Annotated in this window: 12 protein-coding genes; 4 read left to right on the top strand and 8 right to left on the bottom strand. The window is 64.7% G+C overall.

Going from position 1 to position 14,438, the window contains the following annotated elements; translation table 11 throughout:
• Window positions 1–19: 19 nt before the first annotated feature.
• Genes AB3L03_RS13625 through cysG form a run of 5 tightly spaced genes read right to left on the bottom strand, consistent with a single transcriptional unit; the run spans window position 20 to window position 4,655 of the window.
• Window positions 20–751, bottom strand: a complete 732-nt coding sequence (locus tag AB3L03_RS13625; protein WP_204513295.1) for a phosphoadenylyl-sulfate reductase — start codon at window positions 749–751, stop codon at window positions 20–22.
• Window positions 748–1,263, bottom strand: coding sequence for a DUF934 domain-containing protein (locus AB3L03_RS13630; protein WP_018454648.1), 516 nt, complete (start codon window positions 1,261–1,263; stop codon window positions 748–750). Before AB3L03_RS13630 ends, AB3L03_RS13625 begins: the two co-directional genes overlap by 4 nt.
• Window positions 1,250–2,905, bottom strand: a complete 1,656-nt coding sequence (locus AB3L03_RS13635; protein WP_018454649.1) for a nitrite/sulfite reductase — start codon at window positions 2,903–2,905, stop codon at window positions 1,250–1,252. Before AB3L03_RS13635 ends, AB3L03_RS13630 begins: the two co-directional genes overlap by 14 nt.
• An 11-nt stretch (window positions 2,906–2,916) precedes the next feature.
• On the bottom strand, window positions 2,917–3,234 hold the full coding sequence (locus AB3L03_RS13640) for a DUF2849 domain-containing protein (RefSeq protein ID WP_007599842.1): 318 nt from the start codon (window positions 3,232–3,234) through the stop codon (window positions 2,917–2,919).
• Window positions 3,231–4,655: a siroheme synthase CysG gene (cysG, locus tag AB3L03_RS13645; protein ID WP_204513294.1), complete on the bottom strand. Its 1,425-nt coding sequence runs from the start codon at window positions 4,653–4,655 to the stop codon at window positions 3,231–3,233. Before cysG ends, AB3L03_RS13640 begins: the two co-directional genes overlap by 4 nt.
• 245 nt (window positions 4,656–4,900) lie before the next feature.
• On the opposite strand from cysG, the gene cysD reads away from it, so the two are divergent.
• The 3 genes from cysD (at window position 4,901) to AB3L03_RS13660 (ending at window position 10,073) form a co-directional block, all read left to right on the top strand.
• Window positions 4,901–5,695 carry a sulfate adenylyltransferase subunit CysD gene (gene cysD / locus AB3L03_RS13650; RefSeq protein ID WP_026232781.1) on the top strand — a complete coding sequence of 265 codons (795 nt, stop codon included), beginning with the start codon at window positions 4,901–4,903 and terminating at the stop codon, window positions 5,693–5,695.
• Window positions 5,696–5,714: 19 nt separating this feature from the next.
• A complete protein-coding gene (gene cysC / locus AB3L03_RS13655; protein WP_204513293.1) occupies window positions 5,715–7,613 on the top strand; it encodes an adenylyl-sulfate kinase in 1,899 nt (632 codons plus the stop codon).
• A 294-nt stretch (window positions 7,614–7,907) separates the two neighbouring features.
• Window positions 7,908–10,073, top strand: a complete 2,166-nt coding sequence (locus tag AB3L03_RS13660) for a malate synthase G (protein ID WP_204513292.1) — start codon at window positions 7,908–7,910, stop codon at window positions 10,071–10,073.
• Window positions 10,074–10,170: 97 nt separating this feature from the next.
• On the opposite strand, the gene AB3L03_RS13665 is transcribed toward AB3L03_RS13660, so the two are convergent.
• On the bottom strand, window positions 10,171–10,326 hold the full coding sequence (locus tag AB3L03_RS13665; protein WP_007599832.1) for a Thivi_2564 family membrane protein: 156 nt from the start codon (window positions 10,324–10,326) through the stop codon (window positions 10,171–10,173).
• Between the two features lie 273 nt (window positions 10,327–10,599).
• Between AB3L03_RS13665 and AB3L03_RS13670 the strand changes: the two genes are divergently transcribed.
• Window positions 10,600–12,693 carry a methyl-accepting chemotaxis protein gene (locus AB3L03_RS13670; RefSeq protein ID WP_368508796.1) on the top strand — a complete coding sequence of 698 codons (2,094 nt, stop codon included), beginning with the start codon at window positions 10,600–10,602 and terminating at the stop codon, window positions 12,691–12,693.
• A gap of 48 nt (window positions 12,694–12,741) precedes the next feature.
• On the opposite strand, the gene AB3L03_RS13675 is transcribed toward AB3L03_RS13670, so the two are convergent.
• The gene (locus AB3L03_RS13675) at window positions 12,742–13,395 is read right to left on the bottom strand and encodes a DUF2865 domain-containing protein (protein ID WP_368508797.1); all 654 of its coding nucleotides are present in this window, start codon (window positions 13,393–13,395) and stop codon (window positions 12,742–12,744) included.
• 17 nt (window positions 13,396–13,412) lie between these two features.
• On the bottom strand, window positions 13,413–14,231 hold the full coding sequence (locus tag AB3L03_RS13680) for a L,D-transpeptidase (RefSeq protein ID WP_204513289.1): 819 nt from the start codon (window positions 14,229–14,231) through the stop codon (window positions 13,413–13,415).
• Window positions 14,232–14,438 lie beyond the last annotated feature (207 nt).

The raw sequence follows: 14,438 nt of genomic DNA on the forward strand, positions 1-14,438 counted from the left end.
GCCGGGCAGCGTAACTTTGCTATGAAGTCTTCATCGTGTGGATGCCGCATTCCGTCTTGGCCCGGCCACGCCAGCGACCGGCACGCTCATCCTCGCCTTCGGCCGTTCTGCTCGTGCAAGGCATACACCCAACCGATAGAAATCCCGACGCGACCAGGGGATGACGCGGCAATTTGGCGCGGGCGAAAATCGCCTCGAGTTCCTCACGCGAGACATTGGCGAAGGGATTGAACTTCAACCGCGTACCGTCGTCCTCGACCACCGGGATGTCGGCGCGCGAGTTGCCCTGGAAGCGCTTGCGGCCGTTGAGCCATGCATCGAACGGTTTCAGCGCCCGCGCCAGCGGCTCGACCTTGCGGATACGGCAGCAAGCGTCGGGATCGGAAAACCAGAGGTCGCGGTCGGGATCTTCGCGCGACAGCGTCTCCTCGGCAGGCTTGATCGAGCGGACGTCCTTCAGGCCCAGCGTCGCGATCAGCGTATCACGATAGGCCAGCGTCTCCTCGAACAGCCAGCCGGGGTCGAGGAAGATCACCGGGATCGCCGGATCGACATCCGCCATCACCTTGAGCAGCGTCGCCGATTCCGTACCGAAGGACGACACCAGCGCAAGCTTGTCGCGCCCGACCGTCTTCAGCGCAGCGGCGATGATTTCGGCGGGCGAGGCATCGCGCAAGGCGCGATCGAGGTCCTCCGCCGAGGGCAGCGCCGAGGCGGAGATTGCCGAAATTGGAGACGCGATTGCGTTCACGTGCCGACACCCTCGGAATGACGCAGCTGCATGCGCCGGTGCAGCGCCGTGATGCGGCCATCGCCGGTGGGCTGGTAGAAGACCGAATAGCGCTTCGCGGTCTGCATGAACGCTTCCGCGTCGGCCTGCTTCTTGACGTCGAAGGAATCGAAGCCAGCGCGCAGCATGAACACGAACTGGTCCCGCAGGATCTGGCCCGTCGCACGCAACTCGCCGCGGTAATTGTAACGCTCGCGCAGCAGCCGCGCCTGGCTGTAGGCGCGTCCGTCGCGGAAGGTTGGGAACACCAGCGCGACGACGGCAATCTTGCCGAGATAGGGCACCAGCTCGGCGATGTCGCGATTGTTCGGCCAGATCACACCGACCTTGCCGGTCCGCTTGAGCAACGCATCCGCCTCGCCGACGAAACGCTCGGCCGGCACCAGAATGTCGCCGCCCTCGGGCAGCGGCGTGTCGACGGCGAGCTTGACGAAGCTGTCGTCGGCGATCTTTCCGCCGTTAACGAGTGGCATAAACGCGCTCCTTGAAGGGTTCGACGCCGAGGCGTTTTACGGTGTCCATGAACAGCTCTTCGGGCCGCTCGCGCAGCGCCAGATAGGCTTCCACGATGTCCTCGACGACGTCGGCGACCTCGTCGAACTTGACGCCGGGGCCGATCAGATTGCCGAGTGCGGCACTCTCGTCGGCGCGCCCGCCGATGGTGATCTGGTAGACCTCCTCGCCGTTCTTCTCGACGCCGAGAATGCCGATATGACCGACATGGTGATGGCCGCAGGCGTTGATGCAGCCGGAGATGTTGATGTGCAACCGGCCGATCAGATTGGCCAGCTCATGATTGGCGAAGCGCCGCGTCAGTTCCTGCGCGATCGGGATCGAGCGCGCATTGGCCAGCGAGCAATAGTCGAGACCCGGGCAGGCGATGATGTCAGTGATCAGATTGACGTTCGGCGTCGCCAGCCCGAGCTTGTCGAGCGCCTTCCACAGCGCCGGCAAGTCACGCTTGGCGACATGCGGCAAAGCGAGGTTCTGCTCGTGGCCGACGCGGATCTCACCGAAGGAGTATTCGTCGGCGAGATCGGCGAGCGCATCCATCTGCTCGGCGGTGGCATCGCCCGGAGGCGCGCCGATCGGCTTCAGCGAGATCGTGACGATGGAATAGCCCTGGGCCTTGTGCGGGGCCACCGAGTTCTTGCGCCATGCCTCGAAATCGGGATCGGCCGCGGCCTGGCGCAGCTCGTCCGGCATGTGCGGCAGCTTCTCGTAGGCAGGATAGGTGAAGCGCGAGCGGATGTCCTCGACCACCTCGTCGTCGATCTGGAGCGAGGAGTTGCGGATGTGCTGCCACTCCTCCTCGACCTCGCGCGAGAACTTCTCGATGCCGAGCTCGTGCACCAGGATCTTGATGCGCGCCTTGTAGATGTTGTCGCGGCGGCCGTACTGGTTGTAGACGCGCAGAATCGCCTCGATGTAGCTGAGAATGTCGCGGCCGTGGACGAAATGCTTGATGGTCTTGCCGATGAACGGCGTGCGTCCGAGCCCGCCACCGACCAGCACCTCAAAGCCGGTCTCGCCCTTCTCGTTCTTGATCAGCTTCAGCCCGATGTCGTGGATCTTGATCGCGGCCCGGTCGTGGTCCGACGCGGTGATCGCGATCTTGAACTTGCGCGGCAGGAACGAGAATTCCGGATGCAACGTGGTGTGCTGGCGGATCAGCTCCGACCAGATGCGGGGATCCTCGATCTCTCCGGGCGCGACGCCGGCCCACTGATCCGAGGTGACGTTGCGCATGTTGTTGCCGGAGGTCTGCATCGCATGGATGCCGACCTCGGCGAGATCGGCCAGCGCATCCGGCAATTCGGCGAGCTTGATCCAGTTGAACTGGATGTTCTGCCGCGTCGTGAAATGGCCGTAGCCACGGTCGTATTTGCGCGCGACGTGGGCGAGCGCCCGCAGCTGGTTCGACGCCAGCGTCCCGTAGGGGATAGCGACGCGGAACATGTAGGCGTGCAGTTGCAGATAGACGCCGTTCTGCAGCCGCAGGATCTTGAACTCGTCCTCGGTGAGCTCGCCAGAGAGGCGGCGCTTCACCTGGTCGCGGAATTCCGAGACGCGCTCGTTCACGAGCGTGCGGTCGATTTCATCGTAAGCATACATAAGAAAGCGCCTTAAACCTGAACCGGCTGTCCGATGGTCACGCCGGTGCGGCGGATCTGTTCGCGCAGATTGCCGGGTTCGACCTTGCCGTCCGCACCGACCTGTACCGGCGCGATATAGGGGCCGATCGCGCCGACGTCATCGGCAACGGATTCCGCAAGCAACGCCTTCGCCTCGTCGGAGTTGCGCACGATCGCGGCTTCCGACAGGTCCGCGGACCAGCTCTTGGCGGCGGTGCGGTAAACCACGATGCCGTCCCAAGTGCGGTTGGCGGTCACGACGGAGGGGCCGGCGATCTTGATCTTCTTCTGTTCAAGCGGGGAGGTCATTCGGCTGCATCCAATAGGTCAGAGGTGATTTGTTTTGGGGTTTGGCGGCGAAGCGAGCCGGCATGCCGGACCACATCGCCGATGATGAGAATGGCAGGGCCGCCATTTGTCCGTCGCACCAGTTCAGGCAGATCGCGCAGCGTACCAATCGCGCCTTGCGCATCGGGACGCGTGACGCGGGCGAACACGCCGACCGGCGTCTCCGGCGAACGGCCGGCGGCCAAGAGGCCGGCGCGTATGGCTGGCGCAGCCGTCATGCCCATGTAGACCACGACGGTCATCCTGGCGTCGGTCAGCGTCGACCAGTCCACGACTTCCGCGTCGCGCGCCTTGTGCGCGGTGAGGAAGGTGATGCGCGTTGCTTCGTGACGATAGGTGAGCGGCACCTCGAAATCGGCGGCGCCGCCGAGACCTGCGGTGATGCCGGGAATGATCGAATAGGCAATGCCGGCGGCACGCAACGCTTCGACTTCTTCGCCGCCGCGGCCGAACACGAAGGGATCGCCGCCCTTCAGCCGCACCACACGTTGGCCGGATTGCGCGGCCTCGATCATGCGCTTGTTGATGGCGTCCTGCCCGATGCCGGGCTTGCCGACGCGGCGGCCGACCGGCACGCGCGTGGTGTCACGGCGGATGCGGTCGAGAATTTCAGGCGAGACCAGCTCGTCATGGAAGACGATGTCGGCATCCTGGAGCGCGCGCAACGCCTTGATGGTGAGCAAATCCGGATCGCCAGGCCCGGCGCCGACCAGCGCGACGGATCCTTCCGGCTTGTCGGCCCGCGCGAACGCGGATGGATCTGAAATCGCCTTGAGCGCTGCGTCCGCCTCGCCTTTGCGGCCGGCCAATACGGCGGCACCGATCGGGCCGTCGATGACGCGCTCCCAGAAGCGGCGGCGCAGCGGAAACTCGGCAATACGTTCGTTGATGGATTTGCGGAAGCCGCCGATGAACTCGGCGAGCTCGCCGATGCGCGCCGGCAGCAGCGCCTCGATCTTCTCGCGCACGCGCCGCGCCACCACCGGCGACGTGCCGCCAGTGCCGACGGCGACCACGACATCGCCGCGATCGACGATCGCCGGAAAGATGAAGCTCGAATGCTCGAGATCGTCCATGACATTGACCGGCAGGCCGAGCGCCTTGGCGCGGACCGACATCGCCACGCCGACATCGCCGGCGCCGGCGCAAACCACTGCGATGATTCCCGAGAGATCGGCGGTCAGCGGATCGGTGGCCGAGATGTCGATACGCGCCGCGTCCTCGGAGCTCAGACCCAGGTCGTGATTGCCATCGATCGCATGCACGCGAATGCGCGCACCGGCAGCGGCCAGCACGCGCAGCTTGGCGCGCAAAAGCTCACCCGCACCGATGAGGACCACCGGACCGGCCTTGAGATCGAGGAACACGGGCAAGAACCGCATACGATACTCGCTTACCCCACATGCGGGGTTGACTGGAATTATTTTCTATATATGTGTCGTTTCAAGCGCGCAAAGAGAAAATTTTTTCTTCTCTCTTGCACCGCAACTATAGAATTTTCGCCTCCAAACGCAAAGTGGCAGAGATGCATCTTCTCAAGGACAATTCCACTGCTGGCGGGCTGAGCAGCCCCGCTCTCGCCGAGCGCGTGCCCGCGCAAGAATTTTCTTCTGACCTTGCCCCGAGCATGGACCATCTCGACCAGCTCGAGGCCCAGAGCATCTACATCTTCCGCGAAGCCTTCGGCCGCCTCAAGAAGATCGCCCTGCTGTGGTCGCTCGGCAAGGACTCCAATGTCATGATCTGGCTGGCGCGCAAGGCGTTCTTCGGCCGTCTGCCGTTCCCGGCCCTCCATGTCGACACCGGCAAGAAGTTTCCGGAGATGTATCGCTTCCGCGATCACTACGGCAAGGAATGGGATCTCGATCTGCGCGTCGAGCCCTGCCCGCCGATTGATGCCGTCGACCCAACGCTGCCGCCCGCCGCCCGTTCCGCCGCGCGCAAGACCGAGGGCCTCAAGATGGCGCTCGCCAAATACGGTTTCGACGGTCTGATCGCCGGCATTCGCCGCGATGAGGAGGCGACGCGCGCCAAGGAGCGCGTGTTCTCGCCGCGCGGCTTGGAGGGTAATTGGGACGTGCGCGACCAGCCGCCGGAGTTCTGGGATCATTTCAATGCGTCGCCGCCGCAGGGCGCGCATTTGCGCATCCATCCGATCCTGCATTGGACCGAGTCCGACATCTGGGCCTACACCAAGCGCGAGAACATCCCGATCATCCCGCTGTATCTGTCGCAAAACGGCAAACGCTATCGCTCGCTGGGCGATCAGGACATCACCAATCCGGTCGCCTCAAACGCGTCGACTATCGACGAGATCCTGATCGAACTCGAGCAGACCAAGGTGCCGGAACGTTCCGGCCGCGCGCTCGACCACGAGACCGAGGACGCTTTCGAGCGCCTGCGCGTCGCCGGCTATCTCTGATCAAGGACGCGAGCGTCGTATGAACATGATCGTCACCCCGAACGGCACCACGCGTCCGCAGGTCCGCATCGTCATCGTCGGCCATGTCGACCACGGCAAGTCGACGCTGGTCGGCCGCCTGCTGCACGAGACCGGCAGCCTGCCCGACGGCAAGCTCGACATGCTCAAGGCCGTCAGCGCGCGGCGCGGCATGCCGTTCGAATGGTCGTTTCTGCTCGACGCGCTCCAGACCGAGCGCGACCAGGGCATCACCATCGACACCACGCAGATCCGCTTCCGCACCAATTCGCGCGACATCGTACTGATCGACGCGCCCGGCCACGCCGAATTCCTGCGCAACATGATCACCGGCGCCTCGCAGGCGGACGGCGCGGTGCTGATCATCGACGCGCTCGAAGGCGTGCGCGACCAGACGAGGCGGCACGGCTATCTCCTGCATCTGCTCGGCGTGAAGCAGGTCGCGGTCGTCGTCAACAAGATGGACCGCGTCGACTTCTCCGCAGCGCGCTTCAAGGAGATCAGCGACGAGATCTCGGCGCATCTGCAAGGCCTCGGTGTGAAGCCCACGGCCGTGATCCCGATTTCCGCCCGCGAGGGCGACGGCGTCGCTGAGCGCACCGACCGCATCGGCTGGTACAAGGGTCCGACCGTGGTCGAAGCGCTTGACCGGCTCGAGCCGGCCCGGCCGCTGGAAGCGCTGGCGCTGCGGCTGCCGGTGCAGGCGATCTACAAATTCGACGATCGCCGCATCGTGGCGGGCCGGATCGAATCCGGCAGCCTGGTTGCCGGCGACGAAATCGTGATCATGCCCGCCGGCAAGATCGCCAGAATCAAGACGGTCGAGAGCTGGCCGGTGACGCCGGTCGCAGGCCGCCAGGGTGCGGGCCGCTCGGTCGGCATCACGCTCGACCGCGAGCTGTTCCTCGAGCGCGGCGACATCATCGCGCATGCCAACAGCGCGCCGCGCGAGACACGACGGCTGCGCGCGCGGATCTTCTGGCTGCACGACAAGCCGCTGGCCAAGGGCGACCAGCTCCTGGTTCGCTGCGGACCGAAGGAAAGCCGTGCCACCGTCGTCGCCATCGAGAAGGCGGTCGATCCCGGTGAGCTGTCGAGCGTCGAGAACAAGGCAATCGGCCGCAACCATGTCGGCGAGATCGACATATCCCTTTCGAATCCGATTGCCACCGATCCCTACACGGAAAATCCGCGCACCGGCCGTCTCGTGATCGAGGTGTCCGGGCGCATCGCCGGCGGCGGTCTCGTGCTGTCGGTCGATGCCGGCCAGCGCGCCTTGCCCGTCGACATCGTGCCGGTGGAATCCGCGCTGCGGCCCGACGAACGCTCCGCGCGCTATCGTCACAACGGCGCCGTGGTCTGGCTCACCGGCCTCCCCGCCTCCGGCAAGTCGACTCTAGCCAAGGCGCTGGAGCGGCGGTTGTTCAGCAATGGCGGCTCACCGATCCTGCTCGACGGCGACACGCTGCGTGCCGGGCTCAACAGCGATCTCGGCTTCTCGGCCGCCGATCGCAGCGAGAACATCCGTCGCCTCGCCGAAGTCGCGACGCATCTCGCCCGTAACGGCCACATCGCCATTGTCGCCGCCGTCTCGCCCGCCCGCGAGGACCGCGCCACCGCGCGCCGCATCGCCGACACGTCGTTCCGCGAGATCTACGTCGCGACGCCGGCGGAAATTTGCGAGGAGCGCGACCCCAAGGGCCACTACAAGAAGGCCCGCGCCGGCACGCTCGCGTCGTTCACCGGTATCGGCACCGACTACGAGCGGCCCGAGGCCGCCGAGCTCGTGATCGACACCTCGACGCGGACGGTCGCCGAGGCGGCGGACGAGATCGAACAGATGCTCAAGACGACCGGCGTGCTGTTCGACGAACTCGTGGACCTCGCCGCGAATATTTGAAGCCGGGCTGCTGCTCCGCTGTCGTCGCCCGGCTTGACCGGGCGACCCAGCATTCCACCGACAGCAGTGATTCAGGCGAGAGGCCGCGGCGTACTGGATTTCCCCGCCTTCGCGGGGAATGACACCGTGCGTGGGCCGCCCACCTCGCCTTGACATTTTGACAACTTTTGGGGGCCTTCTCACGGCCCCGATTTTGGGGCTAATAAGACCCCGAAAGCCGCTCCTTGGAGCGCATTTTGCTGCTGTCGGGTCAAAAGCAGCCAAAAACAGCCATTTCCAACAAGAAAGCCCATCATGAAACGCGTCGACGCCCACGGACTGAAGATCGCTCCCGTCCTGTTCGATTTCATCGCCAAGGAAGCGGCCCCGAAGACGGGGATCGCGCCGGATGCGTTCTGGGCCGGGCTCGCCGCCATCATCAAGGAGCTGGGGCCGAAGAACCGCGCGCTGCTGGCGGTGCGCGACACGTTGCAGGCCAAGATCGACGACTGGCACCGGGCCAACAAGGGCAAGGCGTTCGACCTCAACGCCTATACCGCCTTCCTGAAGGAGATCGGCTATCTCCTCCCGGAGCCGGCGACGCAGAAGGTCGAGACCGCCAATGTGGACGAGGAGATCGGCAAGATCTGCGGCCCGCAGCTCGTCGTGCCGCTGACCAACGCACGCTATGCGCTGAACGCGGCGAATGCGCGCTGGGGCTCGCTCTATGACGCCTTCTACGGCACCGACGCGATCCCGCACGATCCATCCGAGAGCGGCAAGGGCTACAACAAGGCGCGCGGCGACAAGGTGATCGCCAAGGCAAAAGCGTTCCTCGATGCCGCCGTGCCGCTGGCGACCGGCAGTCACACCGACGTCACCGCCTATAGCGTGGTCGCGGGCCAGCTCGCGGTGAAGCTGAAGAGCGGCAACGCCACCGCCCTGAAGAACGCCGCGCAATTCGCAGGCTTCCAGGGCGACGCAGCCGCACCGAGCGCGGTACTGCTCGTCAACAACGGCCTGCACGTCGAGGTAAAAATCGACCGCACCAGCGCGATCGGCAAGGACGATCCGGGCGGCGTCGCGGACATGGTCATGGAGTCCGCCGTCTCCACGATTCTCGACATGGAAGACTCGGTCGCTGCCGTCGATGCCGAGGACAAGGTGCTGGTCTATCGCAACACGCTCGGCCTGATGAACGGCACGCTGTCGGCCGATTTCGAGAAGGGCGGCAAGACGCTGACGCGCTCGCTCAATGCCGACCGCAGCTACAAGACGCCTGACGGCAAAGGCGAAGTGAAATTGCATGGCCGCAGCCTGCTGCTGATGCGCAATTGCGGTCACCACATGTTCACCGACGCGGTGCTGGACGACAAGGGCGAGGAGATTCCGGAAGGCTTGCTCGACGCCGCCGTCTCCGGGCTTCTTGCTGTCCATGATCTGAAAGGCAACTCCAAGGTCAAGAACAGCCGCACCGGCTCGGCCTATATCGTCAAGCCGAAGATGCACGGCCCCGACGAGGTGTCGCTGACCTGCGAGATCTTCGACCGCGTCGAGAAGATGCTGTCGCTGCCCGAGAACACGCTCAAGGTCGGCATCATGGACGAGGAGCGGCGCACCACCGTCAACCTCAAGGCCTGCATTCAGCGCGCCTCCAAGCGCATCATGTTCATCAACACCGGCTTCCTCGACCGCACCGGCGACGAGATCCACACCTCGATGGAGGCGGGTCCGATGATCCGCAAGAACGAGATGAAGGCGCAGCCCTGGATCAAGTCCTATGAGGACTGGAACGTCGATATGGGCCTGACCTGTGGCCTGCCCGGCCATGCCCAGATCGGCAAGGGCATGTGGGCCGCGCCGGACAAGATGGCGGACATGCTGGCGCAGAAGCTCGCCCATCCGCAGGCCGGTGCTACCACCGCCTGGGTGCCCTCGCCGACCGCCGCGACGCTGCACGCGCTGCACTACCACCAGGTCAACGTCACCGCGCGCCAGCAGGAGCTCGCCAAGGGCGGCCCACGGGCAAAGCTCGAAGACATCCTCACCATCCCCGTGTCGAAGTCGAACTGGGCGCCCGACGACGTCAAGCAGGAGATCGACAACAACTGCCAGGGCATTCTGGGCTATGTCGTGCGCTGGATCGACCAGGGCGTCGGCTGCTCGAAGGTGCCTGACATCCACGACGTCGGCCTGATGGAAGACCGTGCCACCTTGCGCATCTCCAGCCAGCACCTCGCCAACTGGCTGCATCAGGGCGTGATCACCGAGGCGCAGGTGATGGAATCGCTCAAGCGCATGGCGGTGGTCGTCGACAAGCAGAATGCGGGCGATCCCATCTACAAGCCGATGGCGCCCGCCTTCGACGGCACAGCCTTCAAGGCGGCCAGCGACCTCATCTTCAAGGGACGCGAGCAGCCGAACGGCTACACCGAATACATCCTCACCGCCCGCCGCCGCGAGGCCAAAGTACTTGGCTGACAACGCCTTGCTGACAAGGCGGCCTGCCGACCCGACTAGAACACCAAAAGCCCCGGCTCGCGCCGGGGCTTTTTCGTTGCGCTAGCTAAGCGCCCGGCTAAAACACTGCCAGATATTTCAGCAGCGAGACGATGCCGATGATGATGACGACGACGCGCGCGATCTGCTTGGCGCGGCCGTCCATCGGCAGCATGTTGATGAGGTAAAGTACGAGAATGACGACGAGAAAGGTGACGAGTACGCCGACCAGCATCGCTAGGACCCCCCTTTAGGCAAAATTGCTGACAGTCTCCTAACGCGCAGCTCGTGGCTTGGTTCCATCGACGCAACCCTTTGCAACTTCTAGTAAATACGTACTTCTACGATCAGCCGGCCTGCTGAAAACTTTACCCTTTTCCTTTCAGATGCGGAAACCGTTTGGGCCCTGAGCCGCAAACGGCATGCGATTGCCTTGTCTGACGGGCCCCTTTTTCTGCTGTTGCCGGGGCGCCTTTACGAACTTTGTATTGGGAATTGGGGGACTTCGATGCTGAATCGTCTGACCGTATCCGCGCTGCTGAAGGCGGTGATCGCGATCACGTCGATCTGCGTGGTGATCGCGCTCTCGCTCACCGCCTACGAGTCCTGGGATCGCCTGAAGACCGCCAACCGCATCTCGCAGATCGCCGACACGTCCGCCGATCTGTTCAAGGCGATGCACAATCTGCGCACCGACCGCTCGACCACGGTCCGCCTCCTGAATGCGACCGAGCCGATGGACGGCGAGATCGAGAAATATCTGCGCGCGCTGCGCGATGCCCAAATGCCCGCCATGGCGCGCGCGATCGAGCTGCTGCCGGCCATGGACTTTCCGCAATCAGGCACGCTGGTACCGGAGCTTGCGCGCCTCTACAAGCTGCTGATCGAGGAGCAGAAGCAGTTCTGGGAGGATGTAGCCAAGCCGAAGGACCAACGCCGCGCCGGTCTGCCCAAGGAATATATGGAGACAACGCAGGGCCTGCTCGACACGCTCGACAAGCTCTCGAACACGTTGGCCGCCACGGTCAATCACCTGGACGCCGCGATCGACCAGCTGCTGTCGATCAAGCAGAACGCCTGGCTGCTCCGCAACACCGCAGGCGAAGCATCGCTGATCGTCTCGACCGGGCTGGCCGCCGGCAAGATCACGACGGAGGGCCGCTACGCCTATACCCAACATGTCGGCGGCACGAGCGCGATGTGGAAGGCGCTGGAGCTGTCGACGTCCGGCATGCAGTTGCCGTCGGGGCTCGCCTCCGCGATGGCCTCCGCCAAGACCTCGTATTTCGAGCCGCAATATCTGGCCTTGCGCGACCGTCTCACGGACGCGCTGGTCAAGGGTGAGAAGCCCGAGATGACGGCGAACCAATGGAGCCCGCTCACGGTCGCCCGTATGGCGAGCGCCGTCACAGTGGCAGAAGGTGCGCTCGATGCTGCCAAGATCCACACGCAGGAGCAGCGCGGCGCCGCACAGCGCGCACTGATCGTGCAGCTTACGCTGCTGGCGCTCGCCGTGGGGCTTGCCGTCGGCGCGATCATGCTGGTCAGCCGCCGCGTCATCACTCCGCTCAACACCATCCGGGACGCCATGCTGAAGGTCGCCGGCGGCGACCTTGCCGTCGATAGCGGCTATCTCGACCGCAACGACGAGATCGGCGCGCTTGCCGGCGCGCTGGAGACCTTCAAGCAGCAGGCCAACGACAAGCTCACGATCGAGGCGCAGGAGCGCGAACGCAATGCGGGCGCCTCCGCGCGCCAGCGCGCGGTCGAGACCTATGTCGGCGAGTTCGAGGGCGCGGTGCGCAAAACGCTCGGCGAATTGAGCGAAGCCTCTGGCGAGATGCGCAAGACCTCGGGCGATCTCTCCGCGGTGTCGCGGCAGACCAACGACCGCGTGCAGATCGCCGGCAAGGCCTCCAATGACGCCTCCATGAGCGTCGACAGCGTCGCCGCCGCCGCCGAAGAGCTGAGCGCCTCGATCAACGACATCAGTCAGCAGGCCGCGCATGCCGCGGGCATCGCCAGCCGCGCCGTGACCCAGACGCGCGAGACCGACGGCACGGTGCAGGGACTTCAAAAGTCGGCCGGCCGCATCGGCGAGGTCGTCGGCCTGATCAACACCATTGCGCAGCAGACCAATTTGCTCGCGCTTAACGCCACGATCGAGGCGGCCCGCGCCGGCGAGGCCGGTCGCGGCTTTGCCGTGGTCGCCTCCGAGGTGAAGTCGCTGGCGAGCCAGACGGCGAAGGCGACCGAGGAGATCTCCGAGCAGATCGCCGACATCCAGAAGGTCGCGGCCGACGCCATCAGCGCCATCCAGACCATCGGCGGCATCATCGGCGAAGTGAACGAGGTCGCGACCGCAATCGCCGCCGCCGTGCAGGAGCAGGGAGCGGCCACCCAAGAGATCACCCGCAGCACCCAGTTTGCGGCGCAGGGCACCAAGAACGTCTCGGACAACATCACCGGCGTCAAATCCGATGCAGACGCTGCTGCCGCTGCCGCCGACAACGTGAAACACGCCTCCGAGATGCTGGAGAGCCAGAGCCGCCAGCTCGGCCATGACGTCAGCGACTTCCTCGGCAAGATCCGGGCGGCATAGCCCACACTCTTGGTGTCGTCCTGGCGAATGCCAGGACGACGTTGAGGCCTATTCCTTCGCCACCACCGGCACCTGGCGGAATCTTGCGCGAACCGACTCGGGCAGCGGCGAGAAATTCATCGCGACGCCGCGGCGGTCGTTGGCATTGCGGCTGGCGACCACCAGGCCGTCCGCGCCCGCGACGATGTCGCCCTTGCGCAAGGTGGGATCGTCGTCGACCTTGACCTGAGCGAGCCCGACCGGATCCTTGCCGTTGCAGGTACAGCCTGCGACAATCTCATTGCGATAGCGGAACGCGTTAGGCAGGTCGGAATAGGATTTCCCCTTATCCGTCGTCGCGTCGTCGATGTTGCCGCCATAGACCAGCGAGGTCTCCGAGGCCGGGCAGAAGCTCTTGCAGGATTGCGCCTTGCTCTCGGAATCGTTTCCCTGCGCCGGGAAATAACGTCCGTCGCAGCCGCGCACGCAATAGGCCGTGCCGCCACCGTAGGAGGCCCGCTGGCGCGGCGGGTCGTAGCGCGGCGTGTCATCGGTCTGGAAAGGCATGCAGATCTCGGGCGCCGGCCGTCCGCGGAAGCCGCCGAACAGCGCCGAGAAAAAGTCCTCCGCATGGGCGGATGGCGTCAGCGCGAGGCCGAAGGAGGCAATGGCGACGAACGCCGCCGCGCCCCCGGCGAGTTTGCCGATCGAACGTCTCTTCATGTGACCTCACTCGACCCTTAGTTCACGGCCGAATTCGAAATGTTCAGCGCCTGCCGGCCTGAGGGCAGCGCGGTCACGGCTGGGCGCTTGCGCACGGAATCACTGCCTTTCGCCATCAGCGGCGCGTTCTTCGGTAGCACGACCACCTTGGCGCCGACATTGACACGGCCGAACAGGTCGGTGACATCCTCATTGGTCATGCGGATGCAACCGGACGAAACGAACTTCCCGATCGTGGTGGGATCGTTGGTGCCATGGATGCGGTATTCGCTCGACCCGAGATACATCGCACGCGCGCCGAGCGGATTGCCGGGGCCACCAGCGACGAAGCGGGGCAGATAGGGTTGGCGCGCGATCATCTCAGCCGGCGGATGCCAGTCCGGCCACTCCGCCTTGCGGCTGACGCTCTGCACGCCCGACCAGGTGAAGCCCTCGCGGCCGACGCCGACGCCATAACGGATCGCGCGGCCCTGGCCGAGCACATAGTAAAGGTAAGTATTGTTGGTATCGATGACGATGGTGCCGGCCGGCTCGCTGCGGTCGAAGCTGACAATCTGCCTGCGCAGGCGATCTGGCAGCGCGGCATCCTCGTCGGGCGCTTGCGCGTTCTGACTTGCATAGCCTTGGTTCGCATAGCCCTGGTTCGCATAGCTTGGGCTCGCATAACCCTGCGAATAGCCCTGGTCCTGCGGGTAAGCCTGATCTTGCGGATAGGTGTAGCCCAGCGTCTGTGCGCTTGCGGCGCCGAACGGCACTGCCAGCAAAGCGGTTGCAAAGGCAAAAGCGGTGATGCGGCGCTGCGATAAGCGGCGTCGGACTGCAGAGAACTTCGTCATGTGCTGCCCCGTGTGGATGCCTGCATCAGGGTGATGCGCTGGTTTGTTCAACGCGGTCCAACCGCTACAAGTTCCGCGGCGGGATGCAGCAGCGACGTCACAGTCAAGCGAGCGCTTCTTCGCGAAGCCGCGATGGAACCCGCAGGGCGCGAGGACGTTCTCCCCTGGTCATGGGCGCGAGGACTGAAGTCTCCGTGCCGGAGAGGT

Origin of the sequence: Bradyrhizobium lupini, assembly GCF_040939785.1 — a bacterium.
Lineage (GTDB): Bacteria > Pseudomonadota > Alphaproteobacteria > Rhizobiales > Xanthobacteraceae > Bradyrhizobium > Bradyrhizobium canariense_D.